This is a genomic window from Rhizobium sp. BR 314, assembly GCF_047445805.1.
Classification (GTDB): domain Bacteria; phylum Pseudomonadota; class Alphaproteobacteria; order Rhizobiales; family Rhizobiaceae; genus Rhizobium; species Rhizobium lusitanum_B.
Genome location: NZ_JARWLA010000002.1, coordinates 446,127 through 469,686, shown reverse-complemented (window position 1 = coordinate 469,686; position 23,560 = coordinate 446,127). Strand labels below are relative to the sequence as shown.

21 protein-coding genes and 1 pseudogene are annotated in these 23,560 nt (G+C 60.6%); 11 read left to right on the top strand and 11 right to left on the bottom strand.

The features are described 5' to 3' along the window. Positions 1-61 precede the first annotated feature (61 nt). The 5 genes from QD461_RS04780 to QD461_RS04760 form a co-directional block, all read right to left on the bottom strand. The gene (locus QD461_RS04780) at positions 62-2,062 is read right to left on the bottom strand and encodes a DUF4139 domain-containing protein (protein WP_414086670.1); all 2,001 of its coding nucleotides are present in this window, start codon (positions 2,060-2,062) and stop codon (positions 62-64) included. A 182-nt stretch (positions 2,063-2,244) separates the two neighbouring features. Next, positions 2,245-2,544, bottom strand: coding sequence for a GNAT family N-acetyltransferase (locus QD461_RS04775; protein ID WP_414086704.1), 300 nt, complete (start codon positions 2,542-2,544; stop codon positions 2,245-2,247). 185 nt (positions 2,545-2,729) lie between these two features. Further along, a complete protein-coding gene (gatA, locus tag QD461_RS04770) occupies positions 2,730-4,211 on the bottom strand; it encodes an Asp-tRNA(Asn)/Glu-tRNA(Gln) amidotransferase subunit GatA (RefSeq protein WP_414086669.1) in 1,482 nt (493 codons plus the stop codon). 57 nt (positions 4,212-4,268) lie between these two features. Continuing rightward, on the bottom strand, positions 4,269-4,556 hold the full coding sequence (gene gatC, locus QD461_RS04765; protein WP_184701868.1) for an Asp-tRNA(Asn)/Glu-tRNA(Gln) amidotransferase subunit GatC: 288 nt from the start codon (positions 4,554-4,556) through the stop codon (positions 4,269-4,271). Between the two features lie 92 nt (positions 4,557-4,648). Further along, on the bottom strand, positions 4,649-5,359 hold the full coding sequence (locus tag QD461_RS04760; protein WP_414086668.1) for a metal-dependent hydrolase: 711 nt from the start codon (positions 5,357-5,359) through the stop codon (positions 4,649-4,651). Positions 5,360-5,565: 206 nt separating this feature from the next. On the opposite strand from QD461_RS04760, the gene ruvX reads away from it, so the two are divergent. Further along, positions 5,566-6,063, top strand: a complete 498-nt coding sequence (gene ruvX / locus QD461_RS04755; protein WP_184701864.1) for a Holliday junction resolvase RuvX — start codon at positions 5,566-5,568, stop codon at positions 6,061-6,063. On the opposite strand, the gene QD461_RS04750 is transcribed toward ruvX, so the two are convergent. From QD461_RS04750 to QD461_RS04730, 5 genes are all read right to left on the bottom strand, one after another. After that, a complete protein-coding gene (locus QD461_RS04750) occupies positions 5,997-6,332 on the bottom strand; it encodes a DUF6105 family protein (RefSeq protein WP_184701862.1) in 336 nt (111 codons plus the stop codon). The genes ruvX and QD461_RS04750 overlap by 67 nt on opposite strands. Then, on the bottom strand, positions 6,329-6,460 hold the full coding sequence (locus QD461_RS04745) for a hypothetical protein (RefSeq protein WP_414086707.1): 132 nt from the start codon (positions 6,458-6,460) through the stop codon (positions 6,329-6,331). Before QD461_RS04745 ends, QD461_RS04750 begins: the two co-directional genes overlap by 4 nt. Before the next feature lie 170 nt (positions 6,461-6,630). After that, entirely contained in the window at positions 6,631-7,287 is a 657-nt protein-coding gene (locus tag QD461_RS04740; RefSeq protein WP_414086666.1) for a TetR/AcrR family transcriptional regulator, read from the bottom strand. A 103-nt stretch (positions 7,288-7,390) separates the two neighbouring features. Continuing rightward, the gene (locus QD461_RS04735; RefSeq protein WP_414086665.1) at positions 7,391-8,008 is read right to left on the bottom strand and encodes an N-acetyltransferase family protein; all 618 of its coding nucleotides are present in this window, start codon (positions 8,006-8,008) and stop codon (positions 7,391-7,393) included. Between the two features lie 2 nt (positions 8,009-8,010). Next, complete coding sequence (locus QD461_RS04730) at positions 8,011-9,669, bottom strand: acyl-CoA dehydrogenase family protein (protein ID WP_414086664.1); 1,659 nt, start codon at positions 9,667-9,669, stop codon at positions 8,011-8,013. Between the two features lie 185 nt (positions 9,670-9,854). Here QD461_RS04730 and QD461_RS04725 point away from each other — a divergent pair, with 185 nt between their 5' ends. The 10 genes and pseudogenes from QD461_RS04725 (at position 9,855) to rpmG (ending at position 21,357) form a co-directional block, all read left to right on the top strand. Continuing rightward, positions 9,855-10,811: an aspartate carbamoyltransferase catalytic subunit gene (locus QD461_RS04725; protein ID WP_113233019.1), complete on the top strand. Its 957-nt coding sequence runs from the start codon at positions 9,855-9,857 to the stop codon at positions 10,809-10,811. Next, a complete protein-coding gene (locus QD461_RS04720) occupies positions 10,808-12,097 on the top strand; it encodes a dihydroorotase (RefSeq protein ID WP_414086663.1) in 1,290 nt (429 codons plus the stop codon). The genes QD461_RS04725 and QD461_RS04720 overlap by 4 nt, the downstream gene beginning before the upstream one ends. Positions 12,098-12,131: 34 nt before the next feature. After that, complete coding sequence (gene plsY, locus QD461_RS04715) at positions 12,132-12,749, top strand: glycerol-3-phosphate 1-O-acyltransferase PlsY (RefSeq protein ID WP_414086662.1); 618 nt, start codon at positions 12,132-12,134, stop codon at positions 12,747-12,749. After that, a pseudogene (dprA, locus tag QD461_RS04710) lies at positions 12,749-13,895 on the top strand (DNA-processing protein DprA). The gene plsY and the pseudogene dprA overlap by 1 nt, the downstream one beginning before the upstream one ends. Positions 13,896-14,070: 175 nt before the next feature. Next, on the top strand, positions 14,071-16,740 hold the full coding sequence (topA, locus tag QD461_RS04705) for a type I DNA topoisomerase (protein WP_414086703.1): 2,670 nt from the start codon (positions 14,071-14,073) through the stop codon (positions 16,738-16,740). Beyond that, positions 16,737-19,115: a ribonuclease R gene (rnr, locus tag QD461_RS04700; protein WP_414086661.1), complete on the top strand. Its 2,379-nt coding sequence runs from the start codon at positions 16,737-16,739 to the stop codon at positions 19,113-19,115. The genes topA and rnr overlap by 4 nt, the downstream gene beginning before the upstream one ends. Positions 19,116-19,146: 31 nt before the next feature. Beyond that, entirely contained in the window at positions 19,147-19,602 is a 456-nt protein-coding gene (locus QD461_RS04695) for a DUF983 domain-containing protein (protein WP_184701843.1), read from the top strand. After that, the gene (locus tag QD461_RS04690) at positions 19,599-19,916 is read left to right on the top strand and encodes a hypothetical protein (protein WP_414086660.1); all 318 of its coding nucleotides are present in this window, start codon (positions 19,599-19,601) and stop codon (positions 19,914-19,916) included. Before QD461_RS04695 ends, QD461_RS04690 begins: the two co-directional genes overlap by 4 nt. Next, the gene (locus tag QD461_RS04685; RefSeq protein WP_184701840.1) at positions 19,909-21,093 is read left to right on the top strand and encodes an MFS transporter; all 1,185 of its coding nucleotides are present in this window, start codon (positions 19,909-19,911) and stop codon (positions 21,091-21,093) included. The genes QD461_RS04690 and QD461_RS04685 overlap by 8 nt, the downstream gene beginning before the upstream one ends. A 96-nt stretch (positions 21,094-21,189) precedes the next feature. Further along, entirely contained in the window at positions 21,190-21,357 is a 168-nt protein-coding gene (gene rpmG, locus QD461_RS04680) for a 50S ribosomal protein L33 (protein WP_003547442.1), read from the top strand. Between the two features lie 817 nt (positions 21,358-22,174). On the opposite strand, the gene QD461_RS04675 is transcribed toward rpmG, so the two are convergent. After that, a complete protein-coding gene (locus QD461_RS04675) occupies positions 22,175-23,548 on the bottom strand; it encodes a PleD family two-component system response regulator (protein WP_414086657.1) in 1,374 nt (457 codons plus the stop codon). Between the last annotated feature and the right edge of the window lie 12 nt (positions 23,549-23,560).

The window sequence follows — 23,560 nt, the reverse complement described above, 5'->3', positions numbered from 1 at the left end:
TCGCCCGACCGGGCGGCTCTCATTTACTCCTACGGCTCTAGCAAAGGTGCGCTCGCGTCGATCAGAATGTCCGGATGATCTCTGTCACCCGATCGCCTCTGCGATCGCTTTCCTGTTGCACCGTATCGCGCCTTTCGTTCATCGAGGCGATCTGATCCTCGCTGTCCGCCAGAGCTTTCAAATAGCGCTTCTGCAGATCGCTTTTGTCCGGCACGGCGCCGAGATTGCGTCTTATCCGCTCCTGCTGGTTGACGGTTTTCTCGATTTCGCTATCGAGGCTTGCCAGTTCGTTCTGGACAGCGACCTGCCTTTTGCGCGCGTCGGCTAGCTCTGTCAGCTTGTCCGTGAGCGCCTTGTCATTGGTCGAGGCCGACCATCCGAGCAGCATGTCCGGCTCGACATCGACCAGGGCGTAGCTGTTGCTCTGCAGCTGTTCGTCGACGGCCGTCAGCACTTTTTCCGCGCCTGCCGGCACGACCGCCTTGAGCCGCTGGTGCGTTGCCGTCTTGCCGAAGCTTTCAGCCGAGGAGAACGACCAGCCGTCTCTGAACGGGTGTTCGATGATGACGGTCCTTTCGCCGTCAAGCGCGCCTGACACGGTGTATGTCGTCGTCTGGCGATATTTGACGGTGGCATTCATCACGCCATCGGCAACTTTCAGGGAGGCGATCTCCTCCTTTGGCGTCTGCTGTTCGCTGATCGATACTTTGCGATCGGTCGCAAAACTGGCGAGGCGCGTATCGTCCTTCGGCAACGCCGAGAGTTGGGAGTCGCCGATATAGCCGGCCTTGCTGTCGTATAGTGTCAGGATTCCCGCCGGCATGCTCACCCCGGTGGTGTTCTTCAGCATGACTGCGGCGATGGGATTGCGCACGCTGCTGCCGGCCCGATACATGTCCACCATGTCGGCTTCCACATCCGCGTCCATGATCGGCACCGACAAGGTATCACCATTGGCGAGGTCGTATTTTCCCGGAAGTTCGAACGTCGCGGAGATATCGCTTTCCGTCGCGGCGGTTGGGGTTCCAGCGGCAACTTGCATTGGCTCTGCCGGCCGCGCCAATTCGTCGGCTGCGACGGTCGGCGCATCCGCAACTCTCTTCGCCGCATACATCGCTCCCCCGGCTGGCGCAGGCATTTCCATGCTCGAAGCCAGACGCCGCCTGTTGGACAGATCGCCACTATCGGGAGCGAGGACATTATTGGACGCCGTGTTGACGGGCACCTCCTGCCTCTCCCTCCAATAGAGCTGATGCAGCCCCTGCCTCAACGTCACCGGCTCGGCCGAGGTCAGCGTCAGCTTGATGCCCTTCCAATCCTCACCGCTGGCATTTTCCAGCACCGTCCATGCCTGCAGGCGCGCCTTGTCTTTTCCGTCGATGACAACCTTATAGGCCGTTTTCCATATGGGGGACGGCACGACATAGGTGAGGCCTATGTCGCCGCTGATCTTCGCTCCATTCACCCTGATATCGATGGCGCGGGTGCGGTCGTTCTTGCCGCGGGCAATGGCTGCCGTCGCCTTTGCGAGCTTTGCTCTTGTGTCCGGGTCGTCAAACCGGACTGATGCGTCCTCGCCGAGCAGCAGCGTCTCCACCGCGCCATCCTTGTCGATGACGGTCAGCAGGTAAGCCGTTGCCTTCTCGTCGACCTTCCTCGCCTCGATCCCGAGAACACTTCCTTCAACGGTCTTGCCATCGCTGGTGACCGATACTTTAGCACCCTGCATCGACGTCAGAAGCGACGGCACGGACGAGAGCGCTTCCAGACTGAACGGCAGGCCTTTGAACGCCTCCCGCAAGGGCTGTGGCCCTGCGAGCGCCATGCCGGCCACCGAGCCGGCGGACCCGTTCACCACCAGGCTCTTCAGGATGTCATCGACCTGATCAAGCGGCACCTCGATCCGGATGACGCCGTCGCTATTGATATCGGCCGAACGAGACACCTGGGCCAGACCGCCCGAAGACAGGGTAATCGATCGAATGGCCCCATTGTCAGCCGCCAGCGAAATCGCTGGGAAAGACGCGCCAAGGAGCAGGATCGCCGTAACTTGCTTGAGCATGAAGAGACCTTCCGATTCGGTTGCAGAGGACGAGACTAAACGGCTCACTGCAATTTATGATCGTATTTCGGTCTAAAATGTGATGGCGCTTGGGCGGGATGTTGACATCCGACGTGGGTGGATCCTCACGCCTGTTTGTTTCATCGATTAGTGATAAGCAGCCGATCAGCGAAACGCTTGCATCAACGGCAAACACGCTCCAGATGCACTTTCGTCAAATTGATCGAAAGCGCAGCGTCAAACTCGTCGCCTTGCCATACGATTTTGAAGCCGTGTTTCTGGTAAAGGCCGATTGCTGGGGCGTTGCTTGCGAGCGTGTCGATCTTTTGTGTTGCGATGCCTTCCAGCTCCATGCTGCCAACAAGATGCTGCAGAAGCCTGGAACCGATGCCCCTTCCTTGGAATGCAGGGGCCACCCACAGATCGGAAATATTATCGGGATGCTCCTCGCGGGCGATCCAGCCAACGATGCCGCCATCCATTTCGGCAACGATGACTTCGCCCTTCGCGGTAGCAGGATAAGAAAGGAAGGCACGGCGAGCGGCTTCGATGACGCCTTCGCTCTTAAATCTCGCATCCAAGGCACCGCCGCTCAACCACGCGGCAAAGCCGGCCGCGCCGACCAAGTCATGATCGGCGGCGGTCATAGGTCTTAGAAGGACGCTGCTTACCACCACTTCGCTGGCGTGAATTTGCCGGCGGCCTGTTCGATGACGTGGGCGGTCTTGAAGAGGGTTTCTTCTTCGAACGGCTTGCCGATGAGCTGCAGGCCGAGCGGCAGACCCTTCGAGTCGAGGCCGGCGGGGACGGCGATGCCGGGTAGGCCGGCCATGTTGACCGTCACCGTGAAGATGTCGTTGAGGTACATCTTCACCGGATCGGAGGCGAGATCCTCGTCGGCAACGCCAAAGGCCGAAGACGGCGTGGCGGGCGTCAGGATCGCGTCGACTCCGGCGTTGAAGGCAAGTTCGAAATCGCGCTTGATCAGCGTGCGAACCTTCTGGGCGCGCAGGTAGTAGGCATCGTAGTAGCCGGCCGAGAGAACATAGGTGCCGATCATGATGCGGCGCTTTACTTCCTGGCCGAAGCCGGCAGCGCGGGTCTTCTCGTACATGTCGACGATATTGTTGCCATCGACGCGCAGGCCGTAACGAACGCCGTCATAGCGGGCAAGATTCGAAGATGCCTCGGCGGGGGCGACGATGTAATAGGCCGGCAGCGCATATTTCGTGTGCGGCAGCGAGATGTTGACGATCTCGGCGCCGGCATCCTTCAGCCAGGCGATGCCCTGCTGCCAGAGCGTTTCGATCTCTTCCGGCATGCCGTCGACGCGGTATTCGTTCGGAATGCCGATCTTCATGCCCTTCAGCGACTGACCGAGCGAGGCTTCGTAATCCGGCACCGGCAGGTCGACCGAGGTCGTGTCCTTCGCGTCGACGCTTGCCATCGACTTCAGCAGGATGGCGGCATCGCGAACGTCGCGAGCGATCGGGCCGGCCTGATCGAGCGACGAGGCGAAGGCGACGACACCCCAGCGCGAGCAGCGGCCATAGGTCGGCTTGATGCCGACAGTGCCGGTGAAGGCGGCCGGCTGGCGGATGGAGCCGCCGGTGTCGGTGGCCGTCGCGCCGGCGCAGAGATGGGCGGCAACGGCAGCGGCCGAGCCGCCAGACGAACCGCCCGGAACGAGCTGCTGGTTGGAGCCTTCGGCACGCCAGGGGTTGATCACAGGACCGTAATAGGAGGTCTCGTTGGAAGAGCCCATGGCGAACTCGTCCATGTTGAGCTTGCCCAGCATGACGGCGCCGTCGTTCCAGAGGTTCTGCGTGACGGTGGATTCATAGCGCGGCTTGAAGCCGTCGAGAATGTGGCTGCAGGCCTGGGTATGGATGCCTTCGGTGCCGAACAGGTCCTTGATCCCGAGCGGAATGCCTTCGAGCGCACCGGCATTGCCGGCGGCGAGGCGCGCATCCGAGGCCTTGGCCATCTCGCGCGCCTTGTCAGGCGTGACGGCGATATAGGCATTGATCTGACCGTTGGCCGCATCGATCGCCGAGATATAGGCTTCGGTCAGTTCGGTGGCAGTGATCTGCTTGGCGCGCAGCTTGTCGCGGGCTTCGGCAATGGTCAGGCTGGTCAGTTCGCTCATTTTGTTTCGCTTCAGATCTGGAATTGGGCAACGGGTCGGAAAGGCTCGAAGGAACCGTTATTCGACGACTTTGGGCACCAGGAAGAAATTCTGATCGGTAATCGGCGCATTCGCGACGATGTCGACGGCCTTGTTGCCGTCGGTCACCTCGTCGGTGCGCTTCTTCATCGCCATCGGCGTTACCGAGGTCATGGCTTCGACGCCATCGACATTCACTTCGGAGAGCTGCTCGACAAAGCCCAGAATGCCGTTCAGCTCACCCATCATCCGCTGCGCTTCGTCTTCATTGACGGCGATGCGGGCAAGATGGGCGACGCGTTTGACAGTGGCGAGATCGACGGACATGGCATTCTCCGAGGTAGGTTCTACCTACATTACGAGTAGGTATTTTTCACACTCGCTATAAAGGCCATGCCCGCCATACGCAACGGGTATCGTTAAGCAGAAACGCTCTCACCAGCCTTCGGCGCCGCAACCGCAGTTTTGGAGCCTTCCAGCCCGGCGATGAACTTTTCCGGCGTCGCATCGATGATCGGGAATGTGCCGTAATGGCAGGGAATGGCGGTCTTGAAGTTGAAGAAGCGCTGGCAGGCGAGCGCAGCCACGGCGCCGCCCATGGTGAAACGGTCGCCGATCGGCACGATACCGATATCGGGCTGATGCAGCTCGTTGATGAGAGCCATATCCGAGAAGATGTCGGTATCGCCCATATGGAACAGTGTCGGCTCATCGTCGAAATGCAGCATCAGGCCGTTCGCGTTGCCGAGCGCATGGGAAACGCCGTCCTCAGTGATCTGGGCTGAGGAATGCAGCGCATTGGTGAAGGTGGCCGAAAAGCTGCCGAGGCCGACGGTGCCGCCGGTATTGCCCATTTCCAACTTCTCGACACCCTTGGTGCTGAGCCAGGAAGCCAGATCGGCATTGGCGAGAACGACCGCGCCCGTATCTTTGGCGATCTGAACGGCGTCACCGACATGGTCAGCATGGCCGTGCGTCAAGAGAATATGAGTGATACCTTCAGTAACGTCCTTGTTGTTGAGACCAGCAGCCGCAAAGGAGGAATTGTAAGTCAGGAAAGGATCGATCAGTATTTTCGCCTTGGCGGTTTCGATGCGAAAAGCGGAATGGCCGAGCCAGGTGATCTTCATTGGATTTCTCCTTAGTACTTGATTTGAAATGGAATGCCGGTGTCCGGAGCATTTCCGGTGGAAACGCTCCTGATATTTGCTCTCCCGCATCTCCGGACGCAAAACCGCTGTGCGCTTTTGCTGGAAATGCTCTAGGAGATATCCCAAACCGCGACAAAGAAAAGCGGCTTTGACTTCAATTTGTTTTGACGAGAGCGAGACCCCCGATGACGACGCTGACCATCGAAGACCTAGCCGTGATGCTCCTGCCCGGCCAACCGATAGCAGGCCTCGATCTCGGCACGAAGACGATCGGGCTTGCGATGTCCGATCTCGGGCGGCGTTTTGCAACACCTCGTCCGGTCATCAAGCGGGTAAAGTTCACGCAGGACGCCGAAACGCTGCTCGCCTTCGCCGAAAAGGAAAAGGTCGCGGCCTTCGTCATAGGGCTTCCGATGAACATGGATGGCTCCGCCGGACCGCGCGTCCAGGCAACGCGCGCCTTCGTGCGCAGCATGTCGGAAAAGACCGCCCTGCCCTTCGTCTTCTGGGACGAGCGGCTGTCGACCGTTGCGGCCGAGCGGGCGCTGCTGGAAATGGACGTTTCGCGGGCCAAGCGCGCCGAGCGCATCGACTCGGCGGCGGCGAGCTTCATTCTTCAAGGAGCGTTGGACAGGCTGTCGGCGCTCGGCAGAGCGACCTTGCTCGATCCCGACGCCTCCTGACGGCGCTTCCACCATGCGATGATGGCAGCGCGGCGGCGAAAACCGTAGATCGCGAAAACCAATACGCTGTCGAAAGCGATGGCGCGAGCGACCAGCGGCGGAATGGTTTCCGGCGGAATGCCGAGGATCTTGCCGTAGATGTCAAAGACCAGATCGTGCCCCTGTCGCGTCAGCATGAAGATGCCGAAGCTCATGTCGTAATACGACAGGTAATACCATGCCCCGAGGAACGAGACCGGGGCGGCCCAGCAAATCAACAACCACTTCATGCGGTACCTCTTCGACGCTGAAATTGCGTCGTGCCGGTCGAAAGGACGAGCCAGTTCGACAGCGCCATGGCGCTCAACACCATTGCGGGCAGCGTTATATCGAGTGCGAGCACGGCGAAGAACATCATCGCCGTAACCAGAAACACTAATTTTGCGGGTTTCGACCCCATGGCTGCACGCTTGATGGTTAACTAATCGTCTCCTAACACTGACGAGTTAACCGCTAGGGCGCAACGTAAACCATTTGTTAAGGTTAACGGCGGAGCCGGCTTGTGGATATCCCTCCCCAAGGGCGGCGTCAGCCGTAGACGCCGCGCACGATCCGCTTCAGGGCGATAGCCGCCTTTTCCCAGTCCTTGCTGTTTTTCAACACCAGACCAGCGCATTGGTCGCTGACGGCCGAGGCGAGCACGATGTGCTGAATAGCTGCGAAAATCATGGCATTGACCGCCTGAGCATCGACGCCCTTGGGCGGCACCAGCGAGCCGCGCATACGCTCGATCCAGCCGGCGAGCGCCTTGGAGCGCGCTTCCGACAGGCGGCGCACCTGCTCGCTGCTTTCCGAGACCTCCCAGGCAACGATACGGCGCATCAGCGGATCGGCGCGCAAGGCATCGAGAAACAGCATCGAAAGCCGCTCCATCAGGTCGCCGTAAGTCAGAAGGAACATGCCGCCGGTATCGTCGGGGATGCGATCCGCCACCCAACTGCCAAGATCGGTGCCGATGGCGTCCACAAGACCGTTGAGGCCGCCGTAGTAGCGATAGATCAGCTGTTTGTCGCAGCCGGCGCCGCGAGCCACGGCGTTGATGCCGAAATTCTGGAAGCCCTCCTCCGCCAGAAGCCGCTTGGCGGCATCGAGGATCGCCTGTTCGGTCGCAGCGCGATTGCGCACGCGCTTCTCCATCGCGGGCATTTCCAAAGGGATTTTAACGGCAGCGTTTGCGATGGCCATCGACTCGACTCCAATCTGTCACCGAGCGGTGAATAGCAAGTGGAGCCCGCCTGAACAACAAAGCGAAGGGTGGCGATATCGCCTAAACCGGCGAATCCACAGATTAGAGAAACTGACCAAACCATACGGTCGTTTCGGACGCCACTCCTGGCGGCAGCTCGACGGGCACGAAACCACGCGACGACCAGAAGCGGATGCCGCCATGATTGCTGGCGTTGGCACCGAGGTGAATGCCCTTAACAGCATTGGCGCGGGCATTTTCCAGCCAGCGATCCAGCAGTGCCGTGCCCACACCCTTGCCCTGGGCACGCGGCAGCAGATTCATATGTATATGGGCCGGATATCGCTCGACGAGGATCGCGGGCGTATGCTTCGGATGATGGATCGCCGATATCCGCTGTTGATCCGCATCCCAGAGCGCCGGATCGCCAGTCGGATCCTCATAGCGTCGGCGCAGAGCCGGCCACCATTCGCGCTCAAGCTGCTCATCGAACACGATCGTGTCGAAAACGCCGGCGATATAGCCGAAAACACCCTGCTCATCCTCGGCGACGAAAACCAGCTCGGGAAGAAGCGTGGCGTAAGGTGCGGAATAGATGTGTCCGATCAGACGGCCGTCGCGATGGAGCGGCGTCGCATCCTTGCCGGCATCGCCGGTCGAAAGCGAGATGGCATAAAGCTGATCGATATCTTCGGGACGAACGTTTCGAATGGAAACCATGTTTATGTCGCCGGCGGATAAAGAAGATCGACGATGTAGCTGGCGTCGAAACGCGCATCGAGCATGCCGTAGGTCGCGCGCCAGCCGCCAGCCAATCGGGTTTCAATAAACGCATCGGCGATCTTGCCGGCACCCAGGCGGTAAAGCTCGGCGGCACCGGCCGCGAGCGCCATCTGTTCGACCAGCAAGCGGGCAGCGCCCTCATCCTGTTCGCAAAGCGCCATAGCCGCGCGCAGGACCTCGATGGTCTTCTTGCCGGCCGGGCCGAGATCGCGGGCAAGACCGGCAAAGACGGTTTCGAAGAGATCCCGGCCCCGATTCAACACGCGCAGCACATCGAGCGCCATGACGTTACCGGAGCCTTCCCAGATCGCGTTGACCGGAGCCTCGCGGTAATGACGGGCGATCGGACGCTCCTCGATATAGCCGCTGCCACCGATGCATTCCATAGCTTCATAGATCAGCGCAGGCGCGATCTTGCAACACCAGTATTTGGCGACCGGCGTCATGACGCGGGCATAGGCGGCGTCTTCGCTGCTGCCGCTCGCCTTGTCGAATGCTTCGGCCAGACGGAAGGCAAGCGCAGTTGCGGCCGCGACGTCGAGCGCCATATCGGCGAGCACGCGCGTCATGATCGGCTGGCTGACCAGCATCTTGCCGAAGACGCTGCGGCCGCGGGCATGATGAACGGCTTCGGCAAGCGAAGCGCGCATGATACCGGCAGAGGCCAGCGCGCAGTCGAGCCGCGTCAGCGTCACCATGTCGAGGATGGTGCGGATGCCGCCATCGGGCGCGCCGAGCAGGAAGCCGAACGTATCGGTGAACTCGACTTCCGAGGAAGCATTCGACCGGTTGCCGAGCTTGTCCTTCAGCCGCTGGAAATGCAGGCCGTTGGCGGAGCCGTCTTCCAGCAGCCGCGGCACGAGGAAGCAGCCCATGCCATCCTTGGTCTGGGCGAGCATGATGAAGGCATCACTCATCGGTGCCGACATGAACCATTTGTGGCCCGACAGCCGGTAGATGCCGTCGCTGACCTTATCGGCGGTTGTCCGGTTGGCACGCACATCGGTGCCGCCCTGCTTTTCCGTCATGCCCATGCCGATGGTGACGGCAGTCTTCTGCATGGCCGGCTTGTTGGAGGAATCATATTTGCGCGAAAGAATTCTTGGCGCCCAATCCTTCTGCACGGCTGGCGATGCCATCATCGCCGCCACGGAGGCGCTGGTCATCGTCAATGGGCAGAGATGGCCGCATTCAAGCTGCGCCGTCAGATAGAAGCGTGCAGCGCGCACCTTGTGCGACTGTCCCTTCGCTTCGGGGTCCGCCTGTGCATCCCAGATCGAGGAATGCAGGCCGGACGCCATGGAGCGGCGCATCAGCGCATGCCAGGCCGGGTGAAACTCGACGACATCCAGACGCTCGCCGCGCGGCCCATGGGTGCGCAGTTGCGGGACGCCCTGATTTGCCATGCGAGCCAGTTCCTGCGCCTCATGTGAGGTCACGAAACGCCCCATCTGCTCCAGGTCTTCCCGTATCGAACGCGGCAATGCAGAGGTCAGATCGACAATCAGCGGATCGGAACGATAGGCATTGATGCCGGACCAGAGGCTCGGCTGGTTCAGGTCGGCAAATGGGTCGTCAGTCCGGGTCTGTTGGGTCATGAATCGCTTGTAGAGCAAGTAGGTTGCAAAAGGAAACTGGAAGTTACGTCTCCTAACAGCATAGCTGCTGCTGCAGGATTCGGGCGAAATTGCATGGGGAACAAGCAAGCGCATCGCAAGCCCACGCTTGCTCCATGCGCACTCCCTCTTTATAGACCCCCTGACGACATCCAGAGGGCAGGTTCATGGTCTTCTTTCCCCACCGCCACCTCATTGGCATCAAGGGCCTTACCGAGCAGGATATCACCTATCTTCTCGACAAGGCCGACGAGGCCGTAAAGATCAGCCGCCAGCGCGAGAAGAAGACATCGACGCTTCGTGGCCTGACGCAGATCAATCTTTTCTTCGAGGCATCGACGCGCACGCAGTCCTCCTTCGAGCTGGCCGGCAAACGGCTTGGCGCCGATGTGATGAACATGTCGGTCGGCAACTCCTCCGTCAAAAAGGGCGAGACGCTGATCGATACGGCGATGACACTCAATGCCATGCGGCCTGACGTGCTTGTCATCCGCCATTCGAGTGCAGGCGCCGCCGCCCTGCTCGCACAGAAAGTCTCCTGCTCCGTGGTCAATGCCGGCGACGGGCAGCACGAGCATCCGACCCAAGCACTCCTCGACGCGCTGACGATCCGCCGCGCCAAGGGCAAGCTCTCGCGCATCATCGTCGCGATCTGCGGTGACGTGCTGCACTCGCGCGTTGCCCGCTCCAACATCCTGCTTCTCAACGCCATGGGCGCACGCGTCCGCGTCGTCGCGCCCGCCACGCTACTTCCGGCCGGCATCGCCGACATGGGCGTCGAAGTCTTCCATTCGATGAAGGAAGGGCTGAAGGATGCCGATGTCGTGATGATGCTGCGGCTGCAGCGCGAGCGCATGTCCGGCGCCTTCGTGCCCTCGGTGCGCGAATATTATCACTTCTACGGGCTGGACGCCGAAACGCTCAAGGCCGCCAAGGAGGATGCGCTCGTCATGCATCCCGGCCCGATGAACCGTGGCGTGGAAATCGCTTCCGAAGTGGCCGACGGCCCGCAAAGCGTTATCGCCGAACAGGTGGAAATGGGCGTCGCCGTCCGCATGGCCGTGATGGAGACCCTGCTCGTTTCACAGAACCAGGGACCTCGCAGTGAGGGAGTGGGCGCATGAGCAACTCGATCGTCCTCCAGAACGTCCGCATCATCGACCCCTCTCGCAATCTCGATGAGGTCGGCACGATCGTCGTTGAAGACGGCGTGATCGTCGCCTCCGGTAAGGATGCGAAAAACCACGGCGTTCCCAAGGGCGCGACCGTTCGCGATTGCAATGGCCTCATCGCCATCCCGGGCCTGGTGGATGCCCGCGTGCATGTCGGCGAACCCGGCGGCGAGCATCGCGAAACCATCGCCTCCGCAAGCCGTGCGGCAGCGGCTGGTGGGGTCACCTCTTTCATCATGATGCCGGATACCGATCCGGTCATCGACGATATCGCCCTCGTCGAATTCGTCAAAAAGACGGCGCGCGACACGGCTATCGTCAATGTCTATCCGGCCGCAGCTCTGACGAAGGGTCTCGCCGGCGAAGAGATGACGGAGATCGGCCTGCTGCGCGAAGCCGGCGCCGTCTTGTTCACCGATGCGCATTCCAGCATCCACGATAGCCAGGTGCTGCGTCGTTTGATGACCTATGCACGCGAATTCGGCGCTGTCATCTCCTGCGAGACGCGCGACAAATATCTCGGCGCCAACGGCGTCATGCATGAAGGCCTGCTCGCAAGCTGGCTCGGCCTTTCGGGTATTCCCAAGGAGGCCGAGCTGATCCCGCTGGAGCGAGACCTCCGCATCGCGACACTGACGCGCAGTCATTATCATGCGGCAATGATCTCGGTGCCGGAATCGGCGGAAGCCATCCGCCTTGCCCGTTCGCGCGGTGCCAAGGTCACCTGCGGCATCTCGATCAACAATCTCGCGCTCAACGAGAACGACATCGGCGAATACCGGACCTTTTTCAAGCTCTATCCGCCGCTGCGCTCCGAGGACGACCGCACAGGCATGATCGAGGCGCTGGCGGACGGCACGATCGACATCATCGTCTCCTCACACGATCCGCAGGATGTCGACACGAAACGTCTGCCGTTCAGTGAAGCGGAAGACGGAGCAGTCGGGCTCGAAACGCTGCTTCCGGCAGCGCTCAGGCTCTACCACAGCGGCCAGGTGAGCTTGATGCGGCTCGTCGATGCGCTGTCGACCCGGCCGGCACAGATCTTCGGGCTCGACGCCGGCACGCTGAAGCCCGGCGCCAAGGCCGATATCACGCTCGTCGATATTGATGAGCCTTGGCTTGTCGCCAAAGACATGCTTCTGTCGCGCTCGAAGAATACACCCTTTGAAGATGCGAGAATGAGCGGCCGGGCGGTTGCAACCTATGTCGCCGGCAAGCTGGTTCATAGTCTCTAGGGCGGCCCCAAGGCTTTACGGAGAATAAGACGTGATGGCGGATTTCTGGACTTGGCAGCTTACACCGCAGACCGTGCTGGCCGCCCTCGTCATCGGCTACCTGCTCGGCTCGATTCCCTTCGGCCTGCTGCTGACGCGCATGGCCGGCCTTGGCGATGTGCGCAACATCGGCTCGGGCAATATCGGCGCGACCAACGTGCTGCGCACCGGCAACAAGGGGCTTGCTGCAGCGACGCTGTTGCTCGACGCCTTCAAGGGCACGGCTGCCGTTCTGATCGTCGGGCATTTCTTCGGGGAAGATGCTGCCGTGCTGGCCGGCTTTGCCGCCTTCATCGGCCACATCTTCCCGGTCTGGATCGGCTTCAAGGGCGGCAAGGGTGTGGCGACCTATCTCGGCATTCTGCTCGGTCTTGCACCGCTGATGGCTCTGATCTTCGCCATCATCTGGCTGGTCATCGCCTTTACCACCCGTTACTCCTCGCTTTCCGCACTGGTTGCAACCCTTGTCATCCCGGTTGTATTATGGATATTGGGCGTCGATAAGATCGCGGCCGCCATGGCGCTGATGACCATCATCTCCTGGTACAAGCACAGGGCAAACATCGCCCGGCTCACCACCGGGACAGAAAGCAAGATCGGAGCGAAGGGGTAATGGACATAGGCAGCGCAAAACGGAATGGAGTTGCGCTGACCGAAAAACAGAGGATCGCCTGGCTCAGGCTCATCCGCTCCGACAATGTCGGCCCGTCCACCTTTCGCGACCTCATCAATCACTACGGTTCCGCAGAGGCGGCACTTGCCATGCTGCCGGAGCTTTCGCAGCGCGGCGGTTCGACGCGCGCCGTCCGCATAGCCGACGAGCGGGATGCGTTGCGGGAGCTGGAATCCGCACATCGCTTCGGCGCACGCTTCGTCGGCATCGGCGAACCGGACTATCCCCCTGCCCTTCGAGAGATAGACGGTGCGCCGCCGCTGCTTGCGGTCAAGGGCAGCATGTCAACGGCAACGAGACCGGCCATCGGTATAGTCGGCTCACGAAATGCCTCGATCAGCGGCGCGAAGTTCACCGCGATGATCGCACGCATCTGCGGCGAGGCCGGTTATGCCGTCGTCTCCGGTCTGGCGCGCGGCATCGATACGGCAGCGCATCGCGCCAGCCTCGCGACCGGCACGATCGCTGCCATGGCGGGCGGGCTCGATCAGCCCTACCACCCGAAAATATCGGGCTGCTCAATGATATCTGGGATGGGAGCGGGCTTGCCGTCAGCGAAATGCCATTCGGCTGGGAGCCGCGAGCTCGCGACTTTCCACGGCGTAATCGTCTTATCGCCGGATCTCGCTCGGCGTCGTGGTCGTCGAGGCGGCAACGAGATCCGGTTCACTGATCACCGCGCGCCTTGCCGGCGAGTTCGGCAGACTCGTCTTTGCCGTTCCCGGCTCGCCGCTCGATCCACGCTGTGAAGGAACGAATGGACTGCTCAAGGACGGCGCGATGATCGTGACGAGGCCTGACGACGTTGTCGAGGCGCTACGGCCGCTCGCCGAGCCGGACCTTTTTCGTCCGCGCCCCGCCGCACCGCCCGTTGAAAGGAGCAGGCCGCTTTCCGCGCCGCCCGACGATGCCGAACGTGACCACATTGTCGAGGCGCTCGGGCCGACGCCGGTCGAGATCGACGACATCGTCCGCCATACCGGCCTGCCGATATCGGCCGTTCACTCAGTCCTGCTCGAATTGGACATGACCGGCCGGCTGCACCGCCATCCGGGCGGGCTGGTATCGATCTCTATGCTGGATTGAAAATTGTGACACCCGTACCAATTCTAAGCATCGCATCGTCGCGCCAAGTGCAAAAATCGCCTTCGCCTCTTGACCGCGACGATTTCCCTGTCCATGTCGGAAGGCCGGGAAGACGGAAAACCCCGGTATCTCCCGCGCCTTATACCGGCGCGACCTCGTATTCAGAGACTTGATGATGAACGTTGTAGTGGTGGAATCGCCTGCCAAGGCCAAGACAATCAATAAATATCTGGGACCCGGATATAAGGTTCTTGCATCCTTCGGCCATGTGCGTGACCTGCCCGCCAAAGACGGTTCGGTGCTGCCGGACCAGGATTTCGAAATGCTTTGGGAAGTCGATGGTGCCTCCCAAAAGCGCATGAAGGACATCGCCGACGCGATGAAATCCTCCGACGCCCTGTTCCTCGCGACCGACCCGGATCGCGAAGGTGAAGCGATCTCCTGGCATGTGCTCGACCTCCTTAACAAGAAGCGCGTCATCAACGGTAAGCCGGTGAAGCGCGTCGTCTTCAACGCCATCACCAAGAAGGCCGTACTCGACGCCATGGCCGATCCGCGCGATATCGATGTGCCGCTGGTCGATGCCTATCTCGCCCGCCGCGCGCTCGATTATCTCGTTGGCTTCAACCTGTCGCCCGTGCTGTGGCGCAAGCTGCCCGGCGCACGCTCGGCCGGCCGCGTGCAGTCCGTGGCGCTGCGTCTCGTCTGCGACCGCGAATCCGAAATCGAACGCTTCATCTCGGAAGAATACTGGAACCTTTCGGCGATACTGAAGACGCCGCGCGGCGACGAATTCGAAGCACGCCTGGTATCCGCGGACGGCAAGCGCCTGCAGCCGCGCGCGATCGGCAACGGCGAAGAAGCCGGCCGCCTCAAGGCTCTGCTGGAAGGCGCCTCCTACGTCGTCGATACCGTCGAGGCAAAGCCGGTCAAGCGCAATCCGAGCCCACCCTTCACCACTTCGACGCTACAGCAGGCCGCTTCCTCGAAGCTCGGCTTCTCGGCCTCGCGCACCATGCAGGTGGCGCAGAAGCTCTATGAAGGCGTCGACATCGGCGGTGAAACCGTCGGTCTCATCACCTATATGCGTACGGACGGCGTTCAGATGGCGCCGGAAGCGATCGATGCCGCACGCCGCGCCATCGCCGGCCAATTCGGCGATCGCTATCTGCCGGAAAAGGCCCGCTTCTATTCCACCAAGGCAAAGAATGCCCAGGAAGCGCACGAAGCGATCCGCCCGACCGATTTCGACCGCGTGCCGGACCGTATCCGCAAGTTCCTCGATGACGACCAGCTCAGGCTTTACGACCTGATCTGGAAGCGCGGCATCGCCAGCCAGATGGCGTCGGCCGAAATCGAGCGCACGACCGTTGAAATCCTCGCCGACAACGCCGGCAAGAAGGCCGGCCTGCGTGCCGTCGGCTCCGTCATCCGTTTCGACGGCTTCATCGCCGCCTATACCGACCAGAAGGAGGATGGCGAGCAGAGCGACGACAGCGAAGAAGGCGGCCGCCTGCCAGAGATCAATGCGCGCGAAAATCTCGCCAAGCAGAAGATCAACTCGACCCAACATTTCACCGAACCGCCGCCGCGCTATTCGGAAGCATCGCTGATCAAGAAGATGGAAGAGCTCGGCATCGGCCGCCCCTCCACCTATGCCGCGACGCTGGCCACGCTGCGCGACCGCGACTACGTGACCATCGACAAGCGCAAGCTGCTGCCGCAGGCCAAGGGCCGGCTCGTGACGGCTTTCCTTGAGAGCTTCTTCACCAAATACGTGGAATATGATTTCACTGCCGATCTGGAAGAAAAGCTCGACCGCATTTCCGCCGGCGAGCTAAACTGGAAGGACGTCCTGCGTGACTTCTGGCGCGATTTCTTCGCCCAGATCGAGGATACTAAAGAACTGCGCGTCACCAACGTGCTCGATGCGCTGAACGAGGCACTGGCGCCGCTCGTCTTCCCAAAGCGCGAAGACGGCAGCGATCCGCGCATCTGCCAGGTCTGCGGCACGGGCAACCTGTCGCTGAAACTCGGCAAATACGGCGCCTTCGTCGGTTGCTCGAACTATCCGGAATGCAATTACACCCGCCAGCTTTCCTCCGAAGGCGGCGCGGAAGCCGAATCCAACGGATTGAACGAGCCGAAGGCACTTGGCGCCGATCCGGTGACCGGCGAAGAGCTGACGCTGCGTTCCGGCCGCTTCGGGCCTTATATCCAGCGAGGTGACGGCAAGGATGCCAAACGCGCCTCGCTGCCAAAGGGATGGAAGCCCGAGGATATCGATTACGAGAAGGCGATGGCGCTGATCTCGCTGCCGCGAGACATCGGCAAGCATCCTGAAACCGGTAAGATGATCTCTTCCGGCATCGGCCGCTACGGACCTTTCCTGCTGCATGATGGCGGCTATGCCAACCTCGAAAGCGTCGAGGATGTCTTTACAGTCGGCCTGAACCGTGCCGTGACCCTGATCGCCGAGAAGCAAAACAAGGCAGCGGGCGGCAGAGCGCGCGGCACGCCGGCAGCGCTGAAAGATCTCGGTGAGCATCCGGATGGTGGCGGCTCCATCACCGTGCGCGACGGCAAGTATGGCCCCTATGTCAACTGGGGCAAGGTCAACGCGACCCTGCCGAAGGGCACGGACCCACAGGCGATCACGGTCGAAGAAGCCTTGGCTCTGATCGTCGCGAAGGCCGGCAAGAGCGGCGGCACCACCAAGAAGGCGCCCGCCAAGGCGAAGGCTGCGGCAGCAAGCGCAAAAGCGACGAAAACGACCGCCAAGCCGAAGGCTGCTGCGAAGAAGCCTGTGGCAAAGGCGGCAACAAAGAAGAAGAGTGCAGAGTGAGCAGAGAACCGCGCGGCAGGAATCCATCGTCGGAACGGCGTTCCGGCAAACCCGGCCGCGCCGGTAAGGCTGGCGGCGACGCCGAGCCGATGATGGCGATCATTCATGGCGAGTTGCCGCCGCGCGAAGTCATCCTGCGCTTCATCGCCGATCATCCGCAGCAGGCGTCCAAACGCGAGCTGGCCAAGGCCTTCGGCTTGAAAGGCGAAAGCCGCGTCGCGCTGAAGGAACTGCTACGCGAGCTGGAAGAAGAAGGCATGGTGCAGAAGAGCCGCAAGTCGCTCATCCGCCCCGGCGCACTGCCGCCGATCGCCGTTCTCGATATCACCACCCGCGACAAGGATGGCATGCTGATCGGCCGCCCAGCAGAATGGGCTGACGAAAACGGCGTCGCTCCGGCCGTGTTGATCAAGCAGTCCTCCTCGCCGACTGGCCGTAACGGCAAGGGCAAGGCGCCTGTCGCCGGCATGGGCGACCGCATTCTCGCAAAGATCTTTTCGGCGGTGGATCGCGGCGGCCCGGCCTATACGGCCCGCATCATCAAGGTCATCGACAAGCGGCAAGGCGCCTCCATGGGCGTCTTCCGCGAAACGCCGGGCGGTGGCGGCCGTTTGATGCCGATCGAGCGACGCGGTGAGGAAATGGTGATCGACCCGGATTATACCGGCGGCGCCAAGGATGGCGATCTGGTCGAAGTGGAAGTGGCGCGTCTCGGCCGTTTCGGCATGCAGCGCGCCAAGGTTCTGTCCGTCGTCGGTTCCGTCGCTTCGGAAAAAGCGATCTCGATGATCGCCATTCACGCGCACGGCATTCCGCATGTCTTCCCGGCCGCCGTCATTGCAGAAGCTGACGCGGCCAAGCCCGCGACCATGTCGCATCGCGAGGATTGGCGCAGCCTGCCGCTGATCACCATCGACCCGGCGGATGCCAAGGATCATGACGACGCCGTCTATGCGGAGATGGACCCCTCGCCCGAAAATCCGGACGGCGTCATCGTTACCGTCGCCATCGCCGACGTCTCCTGGTATGTGCGCCCGAATTCGCCGCTCGACCGCGAAGCCTTGAAGCGTGGCAACTCGGTCTATTTCCCCGACCGCGTCGTGCCGATGCTGCCCGAGCGTATCTCCAACGATCTCTGCTCGCTGAAGGAAGGCGTCGACCGCCCTGCCCTCGCCGTGCGGATGATCTTCTCCAAGGAAGGACGCAAGGCAGGGCATACGTTCCATCGCATCATGATGAAGAGCGCGGCCAAGCTTTCCTACCAGCAGGCGCAGGCGGCAATCGACGGCCAGCCCGACGACAAGACGGGACCGATGCTGGAGCCGATCCTCAAGCCGCTCTGGCACGCCTATCACATCATGAAGAAGGGCCGCGACCGGCGCCAGCCGCTCGAGCTTGATATGCCCGAGCGCAAGATCCTGCTGAAACCAGACGGCACGGTCGATCGCGTTTTCGTGCCGCCGCGCCTCGACGCGCACAAGCTCATCGAAGAGATGATGATCCAGGCGAATGTCGCCGCAGCCGAAACGCTGGAAAAGAAGAAGCAGGCGTTGATCTATCGTATCCACGATGGCCCGACGCTCGCCAAGCAGGAGATCCTGCGCGAATTCCTGGCAACCCTCGGCATATCGCTTGCCAAGGGCGGCAATGTCCGCGCCAACAGCTTCAACGGCATTCTCGCGAAAGCCGAGGGTACGGCGCATCAGACCATGGTCAATGAAATGGTGCTGCGCTCGCAGAGCCAGGCGATCTATAGCCCCGACAATATCGGCCATTTCGGCCTGAACCTGATGAAATACGCGCACTTCACCTCGCCGATTCGCCGCTATGCGGATCTGATCGTGCATCGTGCGCTCGTCGGCTCGCTCGGTCTTGGCGAAGGCGGCATTACGCCGGATGAAGAAGCTTCGCTCGACGATATCGCCGCCGAAATCTCGACCTTCGAGCGCCGGGCCATGGCGGCCGAGCGCGAAACGGTCGACCGGCTGATCGCCCATCACCTCGCAGGTCGCGTCGGTGCGGAATTCGGGGCCCGCGTCGGCGGTGTCACCAAGTCGGGACTTTTTGTCACCCTGCCCGACTATGGCGCCGACGGTTTCATCCCTATATCTACGCTCGGCACCGACTACTTCATCTACGACGAGGCGCATCAGGCGCTGACCGGAGAGAAAACGGGGCTAGGTTTCCGTCTTGGCGACGATGTGACCGTGAGGCTGGCGGAAGCCGTGCCGCTTGCGGGCGCGCTGCGCTTCGAGATGCTGAGCGAAGGGCGGCCGATGCCGACGGCGGTGCGTTCCTTCCATAAGGCGACCCGTCGCAACAAAACACCCGCGCGCAAGGCGCCGGGAACCAGACCGTCGCGCGGCCGCCGCTAGAGGACGCTGCGGGCAAGAAGAAAGAGCATTCATGACGGGCAGCCCATCCGATTCTCCCACCCGCTATGGCGGTTCAGACGAAAGCGAGCGCCCGCTCGGTCGCTCCATTTCCCGCGGCATGCTCAATCGCTGTCCGCGCTGCGGAACGGGCAAGCTCTTCGGTTCTTTTCTGAAACCTGTCGATCATTGCGCGGTCTGCAACGAAGAGATCTTTCATCAGCGGGCGGACGACCTGCCGCCCTACCTGGTGATCTTCGTTCTTGGCCATCTTGTCGTGGGCGGCTACATGATGACGGACATGGCCTTCAGCCTGCCGATGTGGGCGCATCTCGCCATTTGGGCTCCCATCACAGTCATTGCGGCGCTCGCAATCATACAGCCCATCAAAGGCGGCGTGATCGGCCTGCAATGGGCGTTGCGCATGCATGGTTTCGGCGGCCATGACGACAGCCCGGACGAATGGGACCAGGGAAACGGCCGATCGTGAGCATGCCCATCAGCCTGCCCGCCCCGACCGCGCAAGAAATCGCGGCGACCGACTGCTGCTGCATGCTTTCGTCTCAAACCGCGATCGATTTGCCGCAGATTCGTGATTCGCAGGAATTGCTTTGCCCGCGACGACTTGACATCGGCAGCGTTTCTTGTCTGAACATGCCCGGCGTCGAAAGGATCATTCTGGGGGATATGTCCGATCTCATGAAAGCCGACCCGTCACCGGAATTTGGCCGAGCCGCGCCTTTCGAAGTTTCGAATCTCGATCGACTCGCCTGCCATGCCCTCCAAGGATCCGTTTATGCTTGAACCGACGAACGACAAGGCCGGCCATGTCGAAGAGATTCACTGGCCTTCGCTCGTCGCAGCCATTGCGTCCGTGTCTGCCGTGGGTATCGCCATCGGGTTAGGCCTGCCGCTTCTCAGCATCATCCTGGAAAAGCGCGGCATCCCCTCGACCCTGATCGGCCTTAACACGGCGATGATGGGTATTGCGGCCATGCTCGCCGCCGTCATCACCACGAAGCTCGCGCATCGTTTCGGCGTCGTGCAGACGATGATCTGGGCGGTCATACTCTCCGCGCTAAGCTCGCTGGGCTTTTATTATGCGGAGAATCTGCTTCTGTGGTTCCCGTTGCGCATCATCTTCCACGGGTCGACGACGACGCTGTTCATCCTGTCGGAATTCTGGATCAATGCAGCCTCGCCGCCGTCCAAGCGCGGTTTCGTGCTCGGCCTTTATTCCACAGTCTTTTCGCTCGGCTTTGCCGCCGGCCCCCTGCTCTTCTCGCTTGTCGGCAGTGAAGGGCTCATGCCCTTTGTCATCGGCGCCTGTATCATTCTGGCCGCAGCAATCCCAATCTTCATCGCCCGCAACGAAAGCCCGCTTGTCGACGAGAAACCTGAGCTGCATTTCGTCCGCTACATTTTCCTCGTACCAACGGCCACGGCTGCGGTCTTCGTGTTCGGCGCCGTCACCGTCGGCGGCGGCTCGCTGTTCACCAGCTACGCGACCCGACTCGGCTTCAACGAATCACAGGCTGCACTGCTGTTGACCGTCATGGGCGTCGGCAATTTCGTGTTTCAGATTCCGCTCGGTTTGCTCGCAGACAGAATGCGCGACAAGCGGCCCCTGCTTTCGATCATGGCCATCATCGGCTTTGTCGGCGCGCTGCTGTTGCCGTCGCTCTCTTCGAACTGGATTATTCTTGCCACCATCCTGCTCTTCTGGGGCGGCTGCGTTTCGGGAATGTACACGGTTGGCCTCAGCCACCTCGGCACACGGCTGACCGGCGTCGACCTCGTGGCAGCCAATGCCGCCTTCGTTTTCTGCTACGCCATCGGCATGGTTCTCGGGCCACCGACGATCGGTACGGCGATGGATCTGGCCAATCCGAGCGGCTTTGCCTGGGCTGTGGCGTTTTTCTTCGGCCTTTATGTCCTGCTTTCGGGGATACGACTGCTTTTCATGGGCAACAGAGGTTGACTTTTCAGGCGCGATTTGTATTTTCGCGCCAGAATTCGCCGTGGACCACCTCACTGGCCGTCCACGGCGTTCATTTTTATTAAAGGCAGGACGACCATGGCCAAGGCTACCACTATCAAGATCAAGCTGCTGTCGACGGCCGACACCGGTTTCTTCTACGTCACGACGAAGAACAGCCGTACGATGACGGACAAGATGACGAAGACGAAGTACGACCCGGTTGCTAAGAAGCACGTCGAGTTCAAGGAAACGAAGATCAAGTAAGTTTCCTAAACCTAGGGTTTCAAGAAGGCGCTGCCTGCGGGCTAGCGCCTTTTTTGTTTTGCGCTGGCGTCGCCCAGGCAAATAGGCTGCATCTCGCTATTCAAGGTGGATGGGAATGCCGTCGGCATGAACCACCCAAAGAAAAACGCCGCCTTCGAATGAACGAAGAGCGGCGTTTTAGATTTGGAGGCCGGCCAGCATGCAAAACGGCACGAGGAACCGTTATCTTTTGCCTGCCAGCCGACCGACCCCACGACCCAGGAGATGCGGCGGACCTGAGCATCATGGGGTATCTCTAAGCCCTGAGGGCTTGTCTCTGTACGGGACTAAATTCGCGCGAAATCGAAAGAAAATCAACTAATTCTTAATGATGAAAAATACCTGTCTGTTCGGATGGTTAAAATTCAAGCCCCAGACGGCAGGATGTTCTTACAGAATTAACAAATCAAATTTGAAACTCAATCCAGAATAAAAATCTTGCTTCGGTATATTTTGCAAAATATAAATACTTATATTTAAGGAAGTACGCACGAACAAATAAAAATCCACTTATATATAGCCGTTACCTATGCCTCGATTTAAAAACTATCAAGTAAATCGGCTTTATATAGCAAAACAATCAGCCTTCACCGAAGAGGTTCGCTGAAGAGCCGCAAGCTGCTCCGATAATCAACAAAACTACAAAGACTATCCTATTGGCAATGCCAAGGCACTTATAGCCAATGCGTGAAGTTCGGGATCACATCAAGGCTGTTCAAAACTTCGGGAATCCCCTCAATACTCATTGGGAAATTTACCTGCTTTGACCTATTATCGGTCAAGCGGCCGAAGCGACCACCCTGTTGCGCCCGGCCCTTTTCGCTTCATAAAGCGCAAGATCGGCCTGCTTCATCAGCTGCTCCGGCGTCTCCACAGTCGTCAAACGAGACGATATTCCGAAGGAAGCGGTGATGTTAAGCGCCACACCTGTATCTCGCAGCCGCACCGGCATGTTTTCTACCGCTGCGCGCAGGCGCTCTGCGACGACCGCGGCGATGTCTGCGGATGTATCCGGCATGACAACAACGAATTCCTCGCCACCATAGCGACAGGCCAGATCGGCGCCGCGCACGGTGGAACGGATGCGCGCGGCGAATTCCTTCAGCACCTCGTCGCCGGCATCGTGACCATAGGTGTCGTTGACCTGCTTGAAGCGATCGATATCTGCGATCAGGACTGAGAGCGGCCGCGCCCTCGCCAGCGAGCGATCGAAAAGAATCTTCAGATGATTGTCCAGATAGCGCCTGTTGTTCAGGCCGGTAAGCGCGTCGGTGACGGCAAGCTCGATGGTGTGCTGTACGCTGGCGCGCAGACGATCATTGTAGCGCTTGCGCCTTATCTGGGTCAGGCAGCGCGCCACGAGCTCGTTCGGATCGATCGGCCGCACGATGTAATCATTGACGCCGAGATCGAGGGCGCGGACGATCATATCGTCGGCCCCCTGCTCGGTCACCAGCAGGACCGGAAGGAAGCGCGTGCGCTCCAGCGAGCGAAGCTGCGAGCAAAGCCGCAGCGGATCGTAGTCATCGAAGTTCGAATTGACGATGACGAGCTCGAAAGGCCGTTCGGCTGCCTCAAACAGGGCTGCCTGAGGGTCGGACATGGCCGTCACCTGGGCGATCGGCTTCAGTGCCCGAATGATGCGCTCCTGCGAATTGGCGCGGCCATCGACCAAGAGCACATGCCCGACATCGTCAGCGCGGCCATCGCCGGCGCGAAGCAGATCGTCGATGCCGAAGTTGCGCGCGGTCTCGTTGCGCATGTGCAGTTCGTCGCTCAGCGTCTTCAGGCGAAGCAAGCTCTTGACGCGCGAGATCAGCTGAAGATCGTTGACCGGCTTGGTCAGGAAGTCGTCGGCGCCAGCTTTGAGACCACGGACGCGATCGGCCGGCTGATCGAGCGCCGTGACCATAACCACGGGGATGTGGGCAGTACGCGGATCGGATTTCAGACGTTCGCAAACCTCGAATCCGTCCATGCCCGGCATCATGATGTCGAGCAGGACAAGATCGACCTGGGTGCCGGCGCAGATGGCGAGCGCCTTCAAACCATCCTCGGCCGTCAGCACCTCGAAGTATTCGGCCAAAAGCCGCGCCTCCAGAAGCTTCACATTGGCGGGGATGTCATCAACTACCAGAATGCGTGCGGTCATCAGCTCGTTCCC